Genomic DNA, 18161 nt, shown 5'->3' on the forward strand with positions numbered 1-18161 from the left:
GACCCGTGCGGGCCGATGCCGCGCCACAAAACGACGCAACCGGCCAAAAACGTGCCGCTGATTGCCCTTTCCCTTTGCGCGCAAAACCATATCTTGCGCGGCATACGCGCGAATACAAAGGCAGGCCGATCATGACCACCGACCCTCTTGTCGTCTTTACCCCCTCGGGCAAACGCGGGCATTTCCCCGTTGGCACGCCAATTTTGACGGCGGCACGGCAGTTGGGGGTAGATCTGGATTCGGTCTGCGGCGGGCGCGGAATTTGCTCGAAATGTCAGATCACGCCCAGCTTTGGTGAGTTTCCCAAACACGGCGTCACCGTCTCTGACGGCGCGCTGAGCGAGTGGAACGCGGTCGAACAACGCTACGACGACAAGCGCGGCCTGAAACCGGGCCGCCGCCTGGGCTGTCAGGCCACGGTACAAGGCGATGTGGTGATCGACGTGCCGCCTGAATCTCAGGTGCACCGTCAGGTCGTCCGCAAGGCCGCCGCAGCGCGCGCGATCACGATGGACCCGGCAACGCGTCTGTACTTCGTCGTCGTCGAAGAACCCGACATGCATTCCCCCACCGGCGATCTAGAGCGGCTGGAACGTGCCCTGCAACAGCAGTGGAGCATCGACGCCGTGACCGCCGATCTGTCGCTGATGTCGAAACTGCAGCCCACCCTGCGCAAAGGCAAATGGGAGGTCACCGTCGCCGTTCACAAAGGCCACAGAGACACCGTGGCCCGCATCGTGGAAATCTGGCCCGGCCTGCATGAACAGGGGCTGTACGGGCTGGCCATCGACCTCGGTTCAACCACTATCGCGGCGCACCTGACCGATCTGGAAACCGGTGAGGTCAAAGCGTCCTCCGGCCTTATGAACCCGCAAATCCGGTTCGGCGAAGACCTGATGAGCCGCGTTTCCTATGCCATGATGAACCCCGGCGGCGATGCCGAGATGACCAAGGCGGTGCGCGAGGCGATCAATGACCTGACAACCTCGATTGCCGACGAGGCCGGGATCGACGCCGCGCTGATCGTTGAAACCGTGTTCGTCTGCAACCCGGTCATGCACCATCTTCTGCTGGGCCTCGATCCGGTGGAACTGGGTCAGGCCCCCTTTGCACTGGCGACGTCCGAGGCCGTATCCCTGCCCGCGCGCGAGATGGACCTGACCAACATGAACCCGCGCGCGCAGGTCTATATCCTGCCCTGTATCGCCGGCCATGTGGGCGCGGATTGCGCGGCGGTGGCACTGTCCGAAGAACCCGGCAAATCCGAAGACCTTGTGCTGATCGTCGATGTGGGCACCAACGCCGAAATCCTGCTGGGCAATTTGACCCGTGTTCTGGCCTGCTCGTCCCCCACCGGCCCCGCCTTCGAGGGCGCGCAGATCAGTTCGGGCCAGCGTGCAGCACCCGGCGCGATTGAACGGATCGAGATTGACCCTGTGACCAAAGAACCCCGCTTCCGCGTCATCGGGTCCGAGAAATGGTCGGACGAGGACGGCTTCGACAAAGACATCGCCACCACCGGCATCACCGGCATCTGCGGCTCGGGCATTATCGAGGCCGTGGCGGAAATGCGAATCGCGGGACTGTTGGACGAAAGCGGGTTGATCGGGTCCGCCGAGCAAACCGGCACCCCCCGCTGCGTGCCCGAAGGCCGCACCCACGCCTATCTGATCCACGACGCCAGTGCCGAGGGCGGCCCTCGCATCACCGTCACCCAGGGCGATATCCGCGCCATCCAACTGGCGAAATCCGCGCTCTACGCCGGTGCCCGCCTGCTGATGGATGAGATGGAGGTCGACAGGGTCGACCGCGTCGTGCTGGCCGGGGCGTTCGGCGCGCATATCTCGACCAAACACGCGATGGTTCTGGGCATGATCCCCGACGCGCCGCTCGACAAGGTTTCAAGCGCGGGCAACGCCGCTGGAACCGGGGCGCGGATCGCTTTGTGCAATATCTCCGCCCGCGCCGAGATCGAGCGCGTCGTGCGCGAAATCACCAAGGTCGAAACCGCAATCGAGCCGAAGTTTCAGGACCATTTCGTCGCCGCCAACGCCATCCCGCACAAAACGGACCCGTTCCCGGAATTGGCGCAGGTCGTCACTCTGCCGAATCCCAGCTTCAACACCGGAGTGGACGCCGAAGCTGGAACCGGTCGCCGACGTCGGCGTCGCGGCTGAATCCGTACGCCTTCAAATGGCTGATGCTCCCCGTCAGCCCGGATCGCCTGCCCGATCCCGATCCTGCAATGACCGGATACGCATACGCTGCGCGGCCCGGACATGGGCCCGCATTTCTGTCTCGGCAGCGGCGCCATCGCGGGCTTTCAATGCATCCATGATACGGGTGTGCTCTGCAACGGCCTCACCCGCGCGGTCCGTATCCAACAACTGGGACGGACCCAAAATCAGCAGTGCTTTCTGTAACGATAACATGGATTTCGTCAAAAAACGGTTCTTGGCCGCATCCAGCAGAGTCGCATGGAAAATCCTGTTCAGGCGGACCGCCTCGGGCCCGGTGCCCGCGTCAGCCAACTGGCTGTTCAGCACCTCAAGCTCGTCCAACTCAACATCCGACGCCGCGCGCGTCGCGAGCCGGGCTGCCGTGCCTTCAAGCACTGCGCGCATTTCGTACAGTTCCATAACCTCGGCATAATCAAGGCTGCGCACCGTCGCGCCGAGCCTTGGGATATGCGACACCAGCCCATCTGCTTCCAACTGCCGAATAGCCTCGCGTACCGGCGTCCGGCTGACACCCAGCCGATCCGACAACTCGATTTCCCGCAGCCGGTCACCCGGCGCAAGCGAACCGTCGCGAATTTCCTCTAGCAACTGCCGATAGGTGGAATTGCCCTGCGGCCCCGGTTGAATCGCGTCTTCCTGACTTGTCATTTCTTGCATGAGTCCTTATTGCGTTCTTTTGGATACATTCGGATACTTTTGAAGTCAACGCGATGGGAACAACCATCTTGCCGACACAACGCGCAGAACTTTCTCTTCTTCAGCAACGGGGCCTGACCTTTGCCGTCGCGACCGTAGGAACGGCTGCATTTTGGCTTCTCGGCCTGCCCCTGCCTTTCCTGTTCGGACCGATGTCCGCCTGCCTGATCGCCGCGCTGGCGCAGGCACCTTTGAAAGGCTTCGGCCAGATCTCCATCGCCGCCCGCACCATTTTGGGCGTCGCCGTCGGCGCATCCATCACCCCCAGCCTGTTTGTGGAACTTCCCAAAATGGCCGCTTCGATCATGCTGGTGCCTCTGTTCATCCTGTTGATCGCGCTGGTCGGGGTCCCTTTCTTTCGCAAGGTTTGGGGATACGACAACATCACGGCCTTTTACGCGGCCATGCCCGGCGGGCTGCAGGACATGATCATTTTCGGCACCGAGGCCGGAGCCAACCCCCGCACACTGTCCCTGATCCACGGCACCCGCGTCCTTATCATCGTGACCCTCGCCCCGATATTCCTGATGGTGTTTTACGACGCGGAACTGACGAACCCCATCGGCAAGCCAGCAAGCCAGCTTCCCATTCACGAGTTAATACTGATGGTCCTCGCAGCCGTGATCGGCTGGAAGGGCGGAGAACGGATTGGCCTGTTCGGCGCGTCGATCCTCGGCCCCATGATCCTGACCGTCGCGCTGTCGCTGGGGGATTTCATTCACACCCGCCCCCCGCGTGAGGCTATTCTGGTTGCGCAATTCTTCATCGGTTGCGCCATCGGCGTGCAGTTCGTTGGCGTCACCTTGCGTGAACTCAGGCGTGTTGTGGCGGCGGGCGTGGCCTATGTCGGCCTTCTCGCCATTCTTGCGGCTAGCTTCACCGCCGTTGTCACAATGCTGGGACTTGGACGCCCGCTCGACGCGTTCCTTGCCTATGCACCGGGTGGACAGGCCGAGATGACGGTATTGGCCATCGTAACCGGGGCCGATCTGGGCTTTGTAGTCACCCACCACCTGACGCGCATCGTGCTGGTCATCATTGGCGCACCCATAGCGGCGAACCTGTTGGCCCGATGGTTTGGGTCAAAGAGCTGATATCGCAGGACTTTGGAGCGGGTAGCGGGAATCGAACCCGCGCGTTCAGCTTGGGAAGCTGACAGGCTACCATTACATCATACCCGCCGCGCGGGACTGGATAGCACCGGTTCCGATCCGGGATCAAGCGGGATCGTCGAAAATCGTCACTCGGTCCGCGCACGCAGGCTATCGATCAGGGATTGGTCAATGTCCAAAGCCTCACCCGCAGCTTCCAAAGTTTGCCGGTCCAGATGCTGAGGGCTCAGGTCCACATCCTTTGAGAACGCTTTAACAATCGCATTCATCGCGTTGATTCTCGCGTATTTCTTGTTGTTCGCAGGGACCACATGCCAGGGCGCAATCTCGGTTGAGGTCCGGGCCAGCATCTCGTCAACGGCCACCGTCGTCTCGTCCCATTTCTCGCGGTTGCGGAAATCTTCGTAGGTGAGTTTCCAGCGTTTGAGAGGGTTTTTCAGCCGCTCGGTGAAACGCTGCATCTGTTCCTCGGGCGAGATGTGAAAGAACAGCTTCACGATCCGCGTCCCGTCATCGACCAGCATGCGTTCGAAATCGTTGATTTCACGGTATCCGGCGCGCCAGCGTTCTTCCGGTGTGAATTTCTCGATCCGCTCGACCAATACGCGGCCATACCAACTGCGATCAAAGGCCGAGATCGCGCCAGCCGGGGGCAAACGTTCCCAGAACCGCAACAGATAGTGACGATTGAGGTAGTAGTTTCGGGGCGCTCCGATAGGCCAAACCTTGAAACTGCGCGGGTCCAGGGCCTGACTGATCCGCCGAATGGTCCCCCCTTTGCCCGCCGCATCCCAGCCCTCAAACACGAGCACGCCTTTCAGGCCATGGAACAGGAACGCCTGCTGGATGATGGACAGCTTGGCCTGCAAGTCCACAAGCTGTTCGAAATACTCGTCCTTTTTCAATCGCTTGGTCAGGTCCGCGTCGGACAGTTTCGGGGGAATGTGCTTGGCCATGACCTCTCCTGATCCTTGCAACCGGGGTCAACTTATTGTGCCGGGTTTCGCAGACAAGACTTTGATCAGGGTCAAACGAAAAAGGCCGGGCACATGCCCGGCCTTTGCGCTGTATGCGGCGTGGACTAAGCCCGGCGGCGGCGTCCACCCCCGCGCCGACCGCGACCTTCGGATTCGGCACCGGCCTCGGCGGGCGGTTTGTTGAACCGAATCCACTCGCTCCCGTGCGGGTCATTGTTGGTCAGCAAGTTGGCAGCGCGGATGGCCTCCATTTCCTTGCCCGCTCGCGGCAGGGTCGAGCCCAGACCGAACAGTTGGCAGAAGGTTTCGTCATCCATATCCGCAGGCAGGACGATGCCCTTGGCCTCAACCTCGGCCTTCTTCTCTGCCAGTTTCTTTGGACCAACTGGCAGAGCCACCGGGTTCATGATCGCCGAGGTCATGCCAGCACCCATCGCCATCGGCAGGAAGGCGTTGTTGATGCCGTGACGGTTGGGCAAGCCGAACGAGACGTTCGACGCGCCGCAAGTGGTGTTCACGCCAAGCTCTTCGCGCAAGCGGCGGACCAAGGCGAACACCTGCTGGCCAGCTGTTGCCATCGCACCGATGGGCATAACCAGCGGATCAACCACGATGTCATGGGCCGGGATGCCGAAATCGGCGGCGCGCTCGACGATCTTTTTGGCCACGTCGAAGCGAACATTGGGGTCTTCCGAGATGCCGGTATCGTCGTTCGAAATCGCAACAACGGGAACGTTGTATTTCTTGACCAGCGGCAGAACCAGTTCCAGACGATCTTCTTCACCAGTGACCGAGTTCAGCAGCGGACGCCCCTCAGCCGCCTCAAGACCCGCTTCCAGCGCGCCCGGAACCGACGAGTCGATGCACAGCGGCACATCGACCAGACCTTGCACCAGCTCGACGATCTTGGTCATCAGCGGCGGCTCGGTCTCGTTCGGGTTGGGGTTCGAGTTGTAGACGACGCCCGCATTGATATCCAGAACGGTGGCACCCGCTGCAACCTGCGCCAGCGCGTCTTTTTCGACGGTCGAGAAATCGCCCGCCTCAAGTTCGGCCGCCAGCTTCTTGCGGCCGGTGGGGTTGATCCGCTCACCGATCACGCAGAACGGTTCGTCAAAGCCCAGAACGGCTGTTTTTGTTTTTGATTCGACGACTGTACGGGTCATGTCCGTTCCTTAGGAGTTTGCAGGCTTTGCCGAAGCGCCGCCGTTATTGATCGCCCAGTTGGCGTTGGTCTTGATCCCACCCAGCGGGAAGAAGTGCACATTGGTGATGTTGAAGTCCGGGTTGGCCGCCTTGTGCTCGGCCAGTTCGGTCAGAACATCCGTGGGCTCGTAGGGCAGCAACAGCTTGGAGACATCCATCGCGCGCTTTTGCAGAATCTTCAGCGAGGGGCCAACGCCGCAAGCAATCGCGAATTTGATCAGCGTCTGCAGCTTGGCCGGACCGGCGATGCCAATGTGGATCGGCAGGTCGATGCCCGCCTCTTTAAGACTGTCAGCCCAGGCGATGATCGGCTTGGCGTCAAAGGCGAACTGAGTGGCCAGCGCCATTTCGGCGTCGGTGGTTTCCGAGAATTTCTGCTTCCAGCGCAGCGCGTCGTCAACATTTTTGGTCGAGCCGTCCGGGTCGATATCCTTGTTGCCCTCGGGGTGGCCCGCAACGTGCAGACGCTTGAAGCCTGCCTTGTCGAACAAACCGGTCTCCAGCAACTGCATCGAGCTGTGGAAATCCCCATGCGGCTTCTCGACACCACCAGCCAGCAGCAGCGCCTGTTCAACGCCCGCCTCGCCCTGATACATGGAAATCCAGTTCTCCAGCGTCGCGGCGTCCTTAATGATGCGCGCCGGGAAATGCGGCATGACCGGATAGCCTTCGTCAGCCAAGCGCTTGGCGGTCTTGACCATATCCTCGATAGGCGTGCCTTCGATATGGGCGATGTAGACGCGGGTGCCCTCGGGCAGCAGCGCGCGGAAGTCTTCGACCTTTTCGGCGGTGCGTGGCATCACCTCGATCGAATAGCCCTGCAAAAAGGCTTCGACGGTCGGATTCACGGGGCCGTTTTCGACCACATCACGTTTCTTGAAGTTCAGCAAAGCCATCGCGGCCTCCCATAAAGATTTCGGGCTCATGCCCAACCGTCGTTTGCGATCAGCGCCTTGATGAGGTCCTGATCGTATTCCGTTTCCAGACGCACGGCCTCGGCCTCGGCAATCTCGGACGGGTCGCCTTCGACTGCGAAAGGTTCAGCTTTGCGCCATTCGGCAAGGTAGGCATCGCTGTCCTTGGCGTTCACCTTCATGGCAGCCCGGTCGATGGCTCGCTCGAACCGCTCCTCCAACTGCCGCTTGGCACCACGGCGGCCTTTGCCGACGATGACTTGGGCGGGAATGTCGCGCCAGTATACGATGGTGACGTCAGGCATCGCCTTTGATTCCTCCTAACCAGATGGGCCGGTTCTAAACGGCAATATGGGTTTGGGTCGGTCGAATTTCGACACCCGACGCTTTTCCAGCGACCTTTTGGTCCACGATTGCGTACCGGGTTTCTAGCCAATCCCGCCGAAAACGCGCATATCAAATTTTTCAACGTTTGTATGAACGCCCTGCATAACAACGAAAAACCCCGGACGGCGGCGACCGTCCGGGGCGTTTCTTGGCTGATACCGGCCTTAACCGACCAGGCCGCCATCCTCGCGCGTGATGGCGATAATCGCGGAACGCGGCACCGAGTCGCCGCCTTCTGGCCAATGGCTGTTGCCTTTTTCGCCGGGGTGCTGGATGCCCACGAACATGGTGCGACGATCCGGCGACCAGCTCAGGCCGGTGACCTCACACTCATTCGGGCCAACCAGGAAGCGGCGGATTTCACCGGTGACCGGGTCACCTGCCAGCATCTGGTTGTTACCCTGACCAACAAAGTCGCCTTCGTTGCCATAGTTGCCATCGGTCTGGATCCACAACAGGCCGTTGGTGTCAAACTTCAGGCCATCGGGCGAGTTGAACATGTTGTCGGCGTTCACGTTGTCGGACCCGCCATAGGCGTCGTTGTGAACGTTAGGGTTGCCCGCCAGAACATAGAGGTCCCAACCAAAGCCCGACGCGGTGTGATCACCCCCTTCGGGACGCCAGCGCACGATCTGGCCATAGTGGTTTTCGTTGCGCGGGTTCGGGCCGTTGGCCGAGGTGTCATCACCCCCGGCATTAGGCTTCACGCCACGGTTCTTGTTGTTGGTAAGGCAGCAATAGACCTCCGGCGCGTTGGGGTTCGAGGCCACCCATTCTGGACGGTCCATTGTCGTCGCGCCAACTGCCGAGGCCGCCTGACGGGTATGGATGCTGATATCGGCCTGCGAGGGCATACCCGTAGTCTCGGGAGTCAGCGCCAGCCATTCACCGCTGCCGTCCTCATTGAACTTGGCAACCGAAAGCGTACCGTTTTCCAGCAACGCGTTGGTATCCACACCGGCGGCATAGACGCCGTCCGATACGAAACGATACAGGAACTCGCCCCGCTCATCATCGCCCATATAGACTACGACGCGACCATCGTTGTTCACCACCGTATCCGCGTTCTCGTGCTTGAACCGGCCCAGAGCCGTCAGCTTGCGCGGGGCCGAGGTCGGATCAGATGGGTCGATTTCTACGACATAACCGGCCCGGTTCGGCTCGTTGGGGTTTTTCGAGACGTCGAAGCGGTCGTCGATCTTGGCCCAGCCGTAGCCCCAATCCTTGGAGGATACGCCATAGCGTTTCAGTTCCGGGCTGACTTCGTGGTTTTCATCCTCGGCTGAGAAGTAGCCGTTGAAGTTCTCTTCACAGGCCAGATAGGTGCCCCATGGGGTCATGCCATTGCCGCAGTTATTCCAGGTCCCCTTGGATGTGGTGCCCGACGGGTCCGCAGCCGTTTTCATCAAGTCGTGGCCCGCAGCCGGACCGGTCAGGGCCATATCTGTCTGCGGCGTGATGCGGCGGTTATACGGACTGTCCTTGACGATGCCCCATTTGCCATCGGTATTGGCGATTTCGACTACGGTCACGCCATGCGCCATCATGCCCTTGGCAACGTCATCGTCGGACGCGGCTTTGGCGTCGGGGTTGTTGCCCCATAGAATATCGCGGTTGGTGTATTCGTTGTTCACGACCAGCAGAACGTGACCGTCATGGAAGAACACATCCTGACCGTCGGTGTTGTCACCAAAGGCCCGTTCCTGGCTGGCAGCAGTACCACGGGTCGCGGGGTCGAACTCGGGCGCGTCGGACCACAGCGGGTCGCCCCAGCGCACCATCACCTCGGCCTTGTAGCCCGGCGGTACGATAACCTCATCAGCTGTCGAAACCGGGATAGCCTCGAACGAGAACCGGTCTGCTGCCGCGCGCGCGCCGGTGGGCACAAGCGAGCCGCCAACCGCAGCAAAACTGCCCATTGCCAGAACACCGCCCATGAACCCGCGACGCGACAGGGCGCGTTCCACCACGCGATCAAATTCGCATTCTTCGGGCCGGGGGTTTACCGCTTCGTCGAATTCATCAAAGGAAAGGGTGCAATCGTCTTTCATGTCAGACTCCGTATCTGGCTGTAAGCTCGTGGAGAATCCCATACAGGGTTCCGCAGATGCCCTTCGCATCTGAGTATGAACGCTATGTGACAGACGCGTTAATTTCAATTTTGAATTCACTTGCACGTTGGCGACGCGCCGCCTAGGGTCAGACTAACTCGAAAAATCGGAGGGCGTTACGAATGGCGCCCAAGCGTCCCAAAGGTGCGGGCGCGTTCCCGAAGGCGGTCGAAAGCCCCGCGCCGGAAAGACCCGATCCAGATGCGTTGTATGCGGCGCTGGATCTGGGGACAAATAGCTGCCGCATGTTGATCGCCCAGCCCAAGGGCAGCGGGTTCCATGTGGTAGATAGTTTCTCCAAGTCCGTGCAGTTGGGTGCTGGGCTGGAGCGGACCGGACGGCTGTCGCGGGCGTCCATGTCGCGCACCGTCCAGGCGCTGCGCATCTGTCAGCAAAAGTTGAAACGCAACAAGGTCAGGCGAATGCGTCTGATCGCGACCGAGGCGTGCCGTCGCGCCAAGAACTCGCGCGATTTCATCCGGCAGGTGAAACGCGAAACCGGCCTGACGCTTGAGATCATCCAGCCCGAAGAAGAAGCGCGTTTGGCGGTAATCTCCTGCGCGCCTCTAGTGTCGACTAAGACCGAGCAGTTGCTGGTTGTGGACATTGGCGGCGGCTCGACCGAACTGGTCTGGATTGACATTTCATCTGTCCCGCGCCGCGACCGCCCCGCTGCGATCATGCGGCTGCATGCCGGGTTTCACACCGCCGACAGCCCCTTTCCTGCGGCCAAGGTTGTGGATTGGATTAGCGTGCCCTTGGGCGTGGCAACGCTGCGCGATCAGTTCCACGATGTCGAAGACGACGCCGCCCGGTTTGCGCTAATGAGCTGGTTTTTCGAAGAAAACCTGGCCGATTTCGCCCCCTACAAGGACGAACAGGCCCGCGAGGGGTTTCAGATCGTCGGCACCAGCGGCACGGTGACAACGGTAGCCGCATCTCATCTGGGATTGAAGCGCTATGACCGGACCAAGGTCGACGGTTTGCGCATGACCAGCGATCAGATAGACAAGGTTATACGCGGGTATCTGGAACTCGGGCCCCATGGGCGGCGCCGGGACCCTCGGATCGGGGATGACCGGCAGGCGCTGATCATGTCCGGCTCGGCCATTTTGCAGGCATTGCTGCGCTGCTGGCCCACCGACCGCCTTTCAGTGGCGGACCGAGGGCTGCGCGAGGGTCTGCTTTATGCGCAGATGAGTGCGGACGGAGTGTTGGAAGACGGACCGTTCTGAGGGACCCCACCCGGAATGCCGCTGTCAACCATAGCCGTCGCGTACCGAACCTCGACCGCCGCAACCACAATTTGTGCGCTGGAAGCGGCGGAGTTCGACGTATTCTGCCCCGGGTTTCATATCGCCAACACCGTGCCACACTACACGTTGGGTATTGGTGGGATTGCCATCGCCGTTCCCGGTGCGCAGGCGCAGGAGGCACTGGAATTTCTGCACAGCTTCTCCCGGCCCGCCGCTGATCGGAGTACCATTCTTGCTTCGGCGATGAACGGTCTGGGCTGGCTGGCCTTTGGTGTTTCTTCTCCGTGGCCTGATTTGTTATTGAAGGACATGCCAACAGCATTGGCTTGATACCTTTTGAACGAGCCGGTAAAGGCCTCGCAGTCTTCAGGAGACCACCTCTATGGCCAAAACACCGACTGGCAAAAACACCTCGGGGCGCGGGCAGCGCGACCTGAAGGTCAAGGTGAAAACCGCCCGCGGGCGCAAGCTCAGTTCGACCCGTTGGTTGCAGCGGCAGTTGAATGACCCTTATGTCAAACGCGCGCAAGCCGAAGGCTATCGCGGGCGCGCGGCGTTCAAGATCCTGGAACTCGACGAAAAGTACCGCTTCCTCGTGCCGGGGGCCCGCGTGGTGGATCTGGGCTGCGCGCCGGGTGGCTGGTGTCAGGTCGCCGTGAAACGGGTCAATGCGCTGGGCGAGAAGTCCGGCAAGCGGATCGGTACGGTTTTGGGCATTGACCTGCAAGAGGTCGAACCGATCGCCGGGGCCGAAATTCACCAGTTGGATTTCATGGAAGACGACGCCGACGACAAGGTGAAAGAGTGGCTGGGTGGCAAGGCGGATGTGGTGATGTCCGACATGGCGGCGGCCTCATCCGGGCACAAGCAAACGGATCATTTGCGCATCATGTCCTTGTGCGAAACAGCGGCGTATTTCTCGTTCGACGTGCTTGAGGAAGGCGGCACGTTTGTCGCCAAAGTTCTGGCTGGAGGGGCCGAGGGCGATCTTCAAAAGTTGCTGAAACAGAAGTTCGAGAAGGTGGCAAATGTCAAACCACCCTCGTCCCGGTCGGACAGTTCCGAGAAATTCGTCGTAGCTACCGGTTTTCGCGGCTAGGCTTGACCGTCCAACGCGATCTGATCCCCGACCAGTCGCTGTTCCCGCAAGGACGCGGTGGCCATTCCTTGCAGCAGCAAAGCCTCGCCATGGTTCAGATCAACCGGCTTGCGCGCGCGCAGTTCCGCGATGCGTTGATCAAGCGAGACCGGCGCTTTTTGGGTCTTTGATGGGTCCGACATGGATCACCTTTCAGCAGCATTGGGTGAAAGGTTAACGTCGAAATCTGCCGGTAAGATGGCCCAAAACGGGCGCTTGCTTGCCCGTTCAGGGGCCAAGCTGCGTTGAAAGCTGCTGAAGCGTTGGGTCGCCCGGCAGCCGCTCTAGCCCTTCCCGCACAACCGCGCGCGCCGCGTCGGGGCCGCGATTGATCTGCGCCAGTTGCACCAGCATCGGCCACGCCTCAGCCCTTTGCGGGTCGAGCGTAACCACTTCGCGGAACGCCTGCTCGGCCGCGGGCGCATTGCGGAAGGTCAGCGCCATCCCGCCCAGAACCAGATGCGTTTCGGGGAAATCGAGCCGGTTCGAGATCGCCCCTTGCCACTCAGCCATGCTTTGGCCCGCCAGAGCCTGTTGTTCCGATGTGAGGGCCTGCGTTGGAATGTTCAAAAACTCTTTCGCAGCCGCGATCCGCACATTGCGCACCGGGTCGGACAGCAAGGGCTCAAGCCGTTGCACCTGATCCGACAGGCTGGCTTGCCGCTGCAACGGGGCGGCGTTTGCGCGGATCAGGGGATCGTCTTCGCCTAACAACGGGACGGTCGCTGCGGCGAGTTCGGGCGACCCGAAGGGCTGCAACAGGTAGGCCGCCGTTGCGCGGACGATACCGGGCTGCGAGGGGTCGGTTGCGATTGCCATAAGACCCTCGGGGCTGTCCAACTGGCCCGTCATCGCGGGGGCAAAAACAGACCCGTAATGCGGACCCCGATGGTTTGAGACTGGAAACCAAGCCTCGATCTGCTGGGCGGCCCAGTCCTGCGTTTCGCCCTGATGGCAATCGGTGCAGGCGTCTTCGCCCAGACCCAGATCGGGGCGTGGCACCCGGAAGCTGTGATCGCGCCGACCGTCCACGCCCATGTAAACCCGTTCGATCATATGGCAGCTTTTGCATTGCGCGCCCTCGCTGCCATCCGCGTGATGATGATGGGCAGGGGTGTCGTAGTCCTTGAGCGACAAAGACGAAAAGCCCGGATTACCCGCAGTGGAATGGCATTGCGTACACACTCCGTTTCCGTCCGCTTTCAATGTGGCACTGTGCGGCTCATGACAATCCATGCAGCCGACCCCATTGCCATACATCTTGGACTGCAGGAACGAGCCGTAGACATACACCTCATCCAAAATCTGCCCGTCCGGGTGGTACAGACCGGGCCGCAGCAGGGCGAGGTTGTAGCTATCGTGATACGGCGTTCCGGGCAGCGGGTTTCCGTCCTCATGCGCCTCGCGGCGTGAATGACACCCTGCACATTGCTGGATTTCGGCCTCGGTCTGCCCCCTGCCCCAGTTCATTGTGAACCCATACTCGTCTACGCCTTCGGGCAGCTTCTCGCCCTCAACCCAATCAACATGCCCCGAGCCGGGACCGTGACAGGCCTCGCATCCAACCCCGATCTCAGCCTGCCGCGAGCGATAGGTCCGCGTGTCGGCGTCGTAATTCTTCTGGAACCCTGTGGCATGACACTCGGCGCAGCGAGCGTTCCAGTTCTTGTAAGGGCCGGTCCAGTGCAAACCGTCATCCGGTGGAAGGTCCTGATCCGGGTACAAATGAAACCATTGTCGCGCCTCAGTATCCCAGACAACGTCAAAGCTCTGCAACCGACCGGGTTCGGTTTCAAACAAATACTGCTGCAGAGGCTCCACCCCGACAACCGAGTGCACCGTGTACTCGGTCGTCACGCCGTTCTTTTCCGTAACCTCTGCCTGATAGTCCCCATCCTGCATTCGGAAATTGACGGACATTCCGTCATGGTCAAACCCGGTGCCGTCGAAGTCGGCCAAAACCGACCCTTCGCTAACTTCGGTCCAGGCCAGCGCGTGGTGCGATGAGGCCCAAGCCTCGGCTTCATCCTGATGGCAGTCAGCGCATTGATCCGAGCCCACATAGCTTGGCGCCTGCGCCAGGGCCGCGGCAGGCACCAGCCACATCGCAAGGGCAAGTGCTCTCATGGATCATACGCCTCGGACTGGTTGAGAAGATCCATCAAAGCCCCGTTATACTCGGCCCCAAGGATCAGGATCGCCGCGCAGAGATATAAGAAAATCAGCGCCGCCATCGCCCCTGCCAGCCCGGCATAAGTGGCGCTATAGGTGGCGAATTGCGCGATGTAGACGGAAAACCCCCACCCTCCGGCCCCCAACAGGGCCAGGGTCAGCAGAACGCCCGGCAGGATTTGCGTCAGCTTGTGGCGACGAGTTGGCAGAATGAGATGCGCCAGAAATATCGTCCCGATGGGGACAGCCACCGTGAAGGTCCAGCGCAGGCGATCGACCGACAACCAGTCCGAAACATCCACATCGGTATGCCGGGTCACCAACTGCGTATAGACCGGCAGCACAACCTCGACCGCGGCGATCAACAAAATGCCCGCGCCGCCCAGAATGACCAACCCGATGCACAGCAGGCGCGTTTTCCAGAATGGCCAGCTATCGTAATCATGATAGGCCTGATTCATCGCCGCGCGTACGGCGGCGACCCCGTTCGAGGCAAAATAGACCGCAAGCAAACCGCCCAAGGTGATCACGCCCGAGCCGGACTCGCTGAGCACCGCGCGCAGTTCAGAGACGATGGGGGTGGCAACGTCCTTGGGCCATGCGCCAAAGATCAACTCGATCAACTCGTCGGTCACGTATCCCTGCGACAGCGAACCTGCCAGCGCCACGGTGAACAGCACAAAGGGAAACAGCGCCATCATCATCGACATGGCGACATGGCTGCTCATGACAAAGCCGTTTTTGGCGTTGAACCGGCGAAAGGCCAGCCAGAACGCTTTGACAAAACGGCCAATCGGGGGATTCGCGGGTAAGGTCATACCCAAAGCCTACCGCGCCCGCCGGAAACAGATAACCCGTTTTGGATGAAAAACCCGCCCACAAATACCTGACCGCATTGCATAAACCCGCTGGCCTGTGCAGGATCGTTGCAGGTTGACCCGTCACGGGGCAGTTCATTGGCAACACAGGGCTTGGGATGACGTCCGATCAACACGACATAGCGGATCAGCCAAGGCTCAAGCTGCCGGTTGTGCGCGATACCTGCATTGTTGCCACGCTGGTCGTGCTGGGGCTTTATGCCGGGTCCGCCTTTCTGATCCCGTTGACGATGGCGTTGTTGATCAATGTGCTGATCATCGCGCTCAGCGACCGGGTGATCGCCCTAACGCGAGCGCCCGTCTGGCTGGCCAATATCGCAGGCGTCACCGTCGTTTTGGCCGGTCTGTTCATGATCATGTACATCCTTGGCAGTCAGGCCACGCAGTTCGCGCGGGGCATCAATATCTATGAGAACCAGTTCGACGGTGCCGTTGACCGCGTGGCCGGACTGATCGGCAATGACGTCACCAAGTTCATCCGGGACAATCTGGTCAGCATCGACATGTCCTACGTCGCACGGATTCTGCTGGGCAGCGCGACCTCCCTGCTGAACCATTTCTTCCTGATCAGCCTCTACGTCGCGTTCCTGATGGCCGAGCGTCTGGCCTTTCGCAAAAAGATCCAACTCGCCGCCGGCAGCCCCAAGACAGGGGCCGAGTTCGCATCCATGCTGGACGCGATTTCGTTCAGCCTGCAGCGCTATGTGGGCGTGAAGACCTTTATCAGCCTTGTCACTGCCGGGATCAGCTACGCCGTATTCCGCACGCTGGGGCTGGAATATGCCGAGACATGGGGGGTTCTGACCTTTGCGCTGAACTTCATCCCCTCGATCGGGTCGATCATCGCGGTGATCTTTCCGGCCATGATCGCGCTGGTGCAGTTCGAGAGCGTTGGTCCGTTTCTGATCATCGTACTGGGCTGCGGCACGATCCAGTTCGTGATCGGCAATTTCGTGGACCCGGCGCTACTGGGCCGGTCGCTGAACATGTCCACGTTTCTGGTGATCCTGGCGCTGATGTTCTGGACCACGATCTGGGGCATGATCGGCGCGTTTCTGAGCGTGCCTTTGACCGTCTGCATCCTGATCGTGTTCAGCCACATTCCGGCGCTGCGTCCGATTGCGATCCTGATGTCTCTGGATGGTCGGTTGGGGGACGATAGCCGTCCAAAACCAGCCGACTGACCGATGCAGGACCTGCTGTTCATCGGATCGGAAATCTATCGCCATTCGACCTATGGATCGAAACATCCCCTTGCCATTCCCCGGGTGTCGACTGTCATCGACCTCTGCCGCGCGCAGGGATGGCTGACCTCTTCGAACTACCGCGTCAGCCCTCGTGCAAAGCCCGAAGCGCTGACCGCCTTTCACACGCCCGACTACATCGCCGCCTTGCAACAGGCCGAGGGGGATCAGGCGGTGTCCGACGAAACCCGCCAAAGATACGGGCTGGGCACCCTGTCCAACCCTGTGTTTACTGAGATGTACCGACGCCCCGCCACCGCCGCCGGAGGCTCCATGTTGGCCGCTGAACTGATCCGGGACGGCGGTATCGTCTACAACCCGGCGGGCGGCACGCATCACGGTCTGGCGGACCGGGCCAGCGGGTTTTGCTATCTCAACGACCCGGTTCTGGCGATCCGGACCCTATTGAATGGCGGGCTCGACCGCATCGTCTATGTGGACATTGATGCCCATCACTGCGACGGCGTCGAGGTCGCCTTTCGCGGTTCGACGAAGGTTCGGGTGGTCTCGGTCCACGAGACGCGCAGATGGCCCTTTTCCGGAACGCTTGAGGATGATGCCGACGGCGCGGCCTTCAACCTGCCGGTCGAACGCAACCTGAATGACGATGAGTTCCACGCCATCCTCGACCAGTTGATCCTGCCCGCGACCGAGGGTTTCAACCCGCAGGCCATCGTCCTGCAATGCGGCGCGGATGCGGTGGCCGAGGACCCTCTGTCGCGCCTGACACTTTCGAACAACGCGCACTGGAAGACCGTCGCCAGCCTGCGCGATATGGCCCCGCGCTTTCTCGTCCTGGGGGGCGGAGGGTACAACCCGTGGTCCGTCGCAAGGCTGTGGAGCGGGGTCTGGGCAACCCTCAACGGGTTCGACATTCCCGACGTTCTGAACCCCGAGGCTCAATCCGTTCTGCGCGATCTGACATGGAACCGCGCCGCCGGAAAACAGCCGCCCCGGCATTGGCATGAAACCCTGCGGGATGCTCCGAACCACGGGGAGGTTCGAGATCAAATCCGGGCGGATTTACAAACTCTTGCGGAGCGTTTGTAAAGCAACGATCAGGTCTGGCAACTGGCGATCAGGGCACGTCTGTCTTTCAGACGAATCCGGCCATAACCAAGCTCGATCAGGTCCATATCCGCAAGCCGGTGCAGGTTGCGATGCAAGGTGGGTTGCGAAACGGCAATCATCTGGGCCAACTCCTCTTGCGGGATAATGATCCACCCTTCCGATTTCGGCCTGCATTCGTCCAGATGCAGCAGGCGCAGCACCAGCCTTTTCTCGGTCCCGGTTACAGCCAGATTCGCCAGAATGCGCAGCGCGGTCTCCATGTTTTCATGGGTCAGCGCGTAAAAGTCCCGGATATAGTCGGGGCTCTGCTGAACAAGCTTGTTGATGCGCGAATTCGGGAAAAACAGGGCCAGAGTATCCTGCGTAGCCACAACACTTATCAGCCTCAGAGCGCCAGCGAATAGGGCCAGATCGCCGATCCAGAACCCGGCCCCTTCGCGGTGCAGCACAAACTCTTGACCGTCATCCGCCGGGGCCTTGATCTGCACACCGCCTCGCAGAACCGCGTAAATTCCGTTTGCGGGGTCCCCGTGATGATAAATCGCCTCACGCGCCGCAAAACTCTTGGAAATTCCGCAGTCTAGCAGGTCCTGCTGAAATGCCTTGGGCCGCTGGCTGAACCAGCCGCCCGCCTGCAAGAGTTTCAAATTATTGGATTTATCTAACATTAGTACTTTCCAATATCATCATTTGATGGGTTTTACATATCTAACATAGCCTAAGGTGAATGTATTCCAGCCCCCGGAAACAAACACTTGG

Annotated in this window: 17 protein-coding genes and 1 tRNA gene; 7 read left to right on the top strand and 11 right to left on the bottom strand. The window is 60.5% G+C overall.

The window, feature by feature from the left end:
* The first annotated feature begins 131 nt into the window (after positions 1–131).
* Entirely contained in the window at positions 132–2177 is a 2046-nt protein-coding gene (locus ACR0JN_RS15510; protein ID WP_480886878.1) for an ASKHA domain-containing protein, read from the top strand.
* A gap of 33 nt (positions 2178–2210) precedes the next feature.
* On the opposite strand, the gene ACR0JN_RS15515 is transcribed toward ACR0JN_RS15510, so the two are convergent.
* Positions 2211–2888: a GntR family transcriptional regulator gene (locus tag ACR0JN_RS15515; RefSeq protein WP_480886926.1), complete on the bottom strand. Its 678-nt coding sequence runs from the start codon at positions 2886–2888 to the stop codon at positions 2211–2213.
* A gap of 62 nt (positions 2889–2950) precedes the next feature.
* Between ACR0JN_RS15515 and ACR0JN_RS15520 the strand changes: the two genes are divergently transcribed.
* Positions 2951–4030 (top strand): AbrB family transcriptional regulator, encoded by a 1080-nt coding sequence (locus tag ACR0JN_RS15520; RefSeq protein WP_480886880.1) that lies wholly within the window; start codon positions 2951–2953, stop codon positions 4028–4030.
* Between the two features lie 13 nt (positions 4031–4043).
* Here the strand turns inward: ACR0JN_RS15520 and ACR0JN_RS15525 are convergent.
* From ACR0JN_RS15525 to ACR0JN_RS15550, 6 genes are all read right to left on the bottom strand, one after another.
* Positions 4044–4117 (bottom strand) — tRNA-Gly (locus tag ACR0JN_RS15525).
* Positions 4118–4176: 59 nt separating this feature from the next.
* On the bottom strand, positions 4177–5004 hold the full coding sequence (locus tag ACR0JN_RS15530) for a polyphosphate kinase 2 family protein (protein ID WP_480886884.1): 828 nt from the start codon (positions 5002–5004) through the stop codon (positions 4177–4179).
* A 125-nt stretch (positions 5005–5129) separates the two neighbouring features.
* Entirely contained in the window at positions 5130–6191 is a 1062-nt protein-coding gene (locus ACR0JN_RS15535) for a methyltetrahydrofolate cobalamin methyltransferase (RefSeq protein WP_480886886.1), read from the bottom strand.
* Between the two features lie 9 nt (positions 6192–6200).
* Positions 6201–7127 (bottom strand): methylenetetrahydrofolate reductase, encoded by a 927-nt coding sequence (locus ACR0JN_RS15540; protein WP_480886888.1) that lies wholly within the window; start codon positions 7125–7127, stop codon positions 6201–6203.
* A 26-nt stretch (positions 7128–7153) separates the two neighbouring features.
* Positions 7154–7450, bottom strand: coding sequence for a virulence factor (locus tag ACR0JN_RS15545; protein ID WP_480886891.1), 297 nt, complete (start codon positions 7448–7450; stop codon positions 7154–7156).
* 246 nt (positions 7451–7696) lie between these two features.
* Positions 7697–9583, bottom strand: a complete 1887-nt coding sequence (locus tag ACR0JN_RS15550) for a PhoX family protein (RefSeq protein ID WP_480886893.1) — start codon at positions 9581–9583, stop codon at positions 7697–7699.
* Positions 9584–9765: 182 nt separating this feature from the next.
* Here ACR0JN_RS15550 and ACR0JN_RS15555 point away from each other — a divergent pair, with 182 nt between their 5' ends.
* From ACR0JN_RS15555 to ACR0JN_RS15565, 3 genes are read left to right on the top strand one after another with little or no spacing between them, the layout of a single operon-like run.
* The gene (locus ACR0JN_RS15555; protein WP_480818995.1) at positions 9766–10878 is read left to right on the top strand and encodes a Ppx/GppA phosphatase family protein; all 1113 of its coding nucleotides are present in this window, start codon (positions 9766–9768) and stop codon (positions 10876–10878) included.
* A 15-nt stretch (positions 10879–10893) separates the two neighbouring features.
* Positions 10894–11229: a hypothetical protein gene (locus ACR0JN_RS15560; protein WP_480886895.1), complete on the top strand. Its 336-nt coding sequence runs from the start codon at positions 10894–10896 to the stop codon at positions 11227–11229.
* Positions 11230–11281: 52 nt separating this feature from the next.
* Positions 11282–11998 carry an RlmE family RNA methyltransferase gene (locus tag ACR0JN_RS15565; RefSeq protein ID WP_480818997.1) on the top strand — a complete coding sequence of 239 codons (717 nt, stop codon included), beginning with the start codon at positions 11282–11284 and terminating at the stop codon, positions 11996–11998.
* Here the strand turns inward: ACR0JN_RS15565 and ACR0JN_RS15570 are convergent.
* The 3 genes from ACR0JN_RS15570 to ACR0JN_RS15580 all read right to left on the bottom strand — a co-directional run bounded on the left by ACR0JN_RS15570 (position 11995) and on the right by ACR0JN_RS15580 (position 15027).
* On the bottom strand, positions 11995–12180 hold the full coding sequence (locus ACR0JN_RS15570; RefSeq protein WP_480886897.1) for a hypothetical protein: 186 nt from the start codon (positions 12178–12180) through the stop codon (positions 11995–11997). The two genes, ACR0JN_RS15565 and ACR0JN_RS15570, sit on opposite strands and share 4 nt — an antisense overlap.
* An 85-nt stretch (positions 12181–12265) precedes the next feature.
* Positions 12266–14164 (bottom strand): cytochrome c3 family protein, encoded by a 1899-nt coding sequence (locus ACR0JN_RS15575; protein WP_480886898.1) that lies wholly within the window; start codon positions 14162–14164, stop codon positions 12266–12268.
* Entirely contained in the window at positions 14161–15027 is an 867-nt protein-coding gene (locus ACR0JN_RS15580; RefSeq protein ID WP_480886900.1) for a YihY/virulence factor BrkB family protein, read from the bottom strand. Before ACR0JN_RS15580 ends, ACR0JN_RS15575 begins: the two co-directional genes overlap by 4 nt.
* Positions 15028–15185: 158 nt before the next feature.
* Here ACR0JN_RS15580 and ACR0JN_RS15585 point away from each other — a divergent pair, with 158 nt between their 5' ends.
* Together ACR0JN_RS15585 and ACR0JN_RS15590 are read left to right on the top strand one after the other, a co-directional pair.
* Complete coding sequence (locus ACR0JN_RS15585; protein WP_480886902.1) at positions 15186–16271, top strand: AI-2E family transporter; 1086 nt, start codon at positions 15186–15188, stop codon at positions 16269–16271.
* Positions 16272–16274: 3 nt separating this feature from the next.
* Complete coding sequence (locus ACR0JN_RS15590; protein WP_480886904.1) at positions 16275–17381, top strand: acetoin utilization protein AcuC; 1107 nt, start codon at positions 16275–16277, stop codon at positions 17379–17381.
* Positions 17382–17389: 8 nt separating this feature from the next.
* Here the strand turns inward: ACR0JN_RS15590 and ACR0JN_RS15595 are convergent, their stop codons facing one another.
* The gene (locus tag ACR0JN_RS15595) at positions 17390–18070 is read right to left on the bottom strand and encodes a Crp/Fnr family transcriptional regulator (protein WP_480886906.1); all 681 of its coding nucleotides are present in this window, start codon (positions 18068–18070) and stop codon (positions 17390–17392) included.
* Positions 18071–18161: the final 91 nt, after the last annotated feature.

This window comes from Ruegeria sp. G12 (assembly GCF_056533565.1).

Coding starts and splice junctions, on each gene's coding strand:
- ACR0JN_RS15510 (WP_480886878.1), top strand. CDS start 132: ATGACCACCGACCCTCTTGTCGTCTTTACCCCCTCGGGCAAACGCGGG.
- ACR0JN_RS15515 (WP_480886926.1), bottom strand. CDS start 2,888: ATGACAAGTCAGGAAGACGCGATTCAACCGGGGCCGCAGGGCAATTCC.
- ACR0JN_RS15520 (WP_480886880.1), top strand. CDS start 2,951: ATGGGAACAACCATCTTGCCGACACAACGCGCAGAACTTTCTCTTCTT.
- ACR0JN_RS15530 (WP_480886884.1), bottom strand. CDS start 5,004: ATGGCCAAGCACATTCCCCCGAAACTGTCCGACGCGGACCTGACCAAG.
- ACR0JN_RS15535 (WP_480886886.1), bottom strand. CDS start 6,191: ATGACCCGTACAGTCGTCGAATCAAAAACAAAAACAGCCGTTCTGGGC.
- ACR0JN_RS15540 (WP_480886888.1), bottom strand. CDS start 7,127: ATGGCTTTGCTGAACTTCAAGAAACGTGATGTGGTCGAAAACGGCCCC.
- ACR0JN_RS15545 (WP_480886891.1), bottom strand. CDS start 7,450: ATGCCTGACGTCACCATCGTATACTGGCGCGACATTCCCGCCCAAGTC.
- ACR0JN_RS15550 (WP_480886893.1), bottom strand. CDS start 9,583: ATGAAAGACGATTGCACCCTTTCCTTTGATGAATTCGACGAAGCGGTA.
- ACR0JN_RS15555 (WP_480818995.1), top strand. CDS start 9,766: ATGGCGCCCAAGCGTCCCAAAGGTGCGGGCGCGTTCCCGAAGGCGGTC.
- ACR0JN_RS15560 (WP_480886895.1), top strand. CDS start 10,894: ATGCCGCTGTCAACCATAGCCGTCGCGTACCGAACCTCGACCGCCGCA.
- ACR0JN_RS15565 (WP_480818997.1), top strand. CDS start 11,282: ATGGCCAAAACACCGACTGGCAAAAACACCTCGGGGCGCGGGCAGCGC.
- ACR0JN_RS15570 (WP_480886897.1), bottom strand. CDS start 12,180: ATGTCGGACCCATCAAAGACCCAAAAAGCGCCGGTCTCGCTTGATCAA.
- ACR0JN_RS15575 (WP_480886898.1), bottom strand. CDS start 14,164: ATGAGAGCACTTGCCCTTGCGATGTGGCTGGTGCCTGCCGCGGCCCTG.
- ACR0JN_RS15580 (WP_480886900.1), bottom strand. CDS start 15,027: ATGACCTTACCCGCGAATCCCCCGATTGGCCGTTTTGTCAAAGCGTTC.
- ACR0JN_RS15585 (WP_480886902.1), top strand. CDS start 15,186: ATGACGTCCGATCAACACGACATAGCGGATCAGCCAAGGCTCAAGCTG.
- ACR0JN_RS15590 (WP_480886904.1), top strand. CDS start 16,275: ATGCAGGACCTGCTGTTCATCGGATCGGAAATCTATCGCCATTCGACC.
- ACR0JN_RS15595 (WP_480886906.1), bottom strand. CDS start 18,070: ATGTTAGATAAATCCAATAATTTGAAACTCTTGCAGGCGGGCGGCTGG.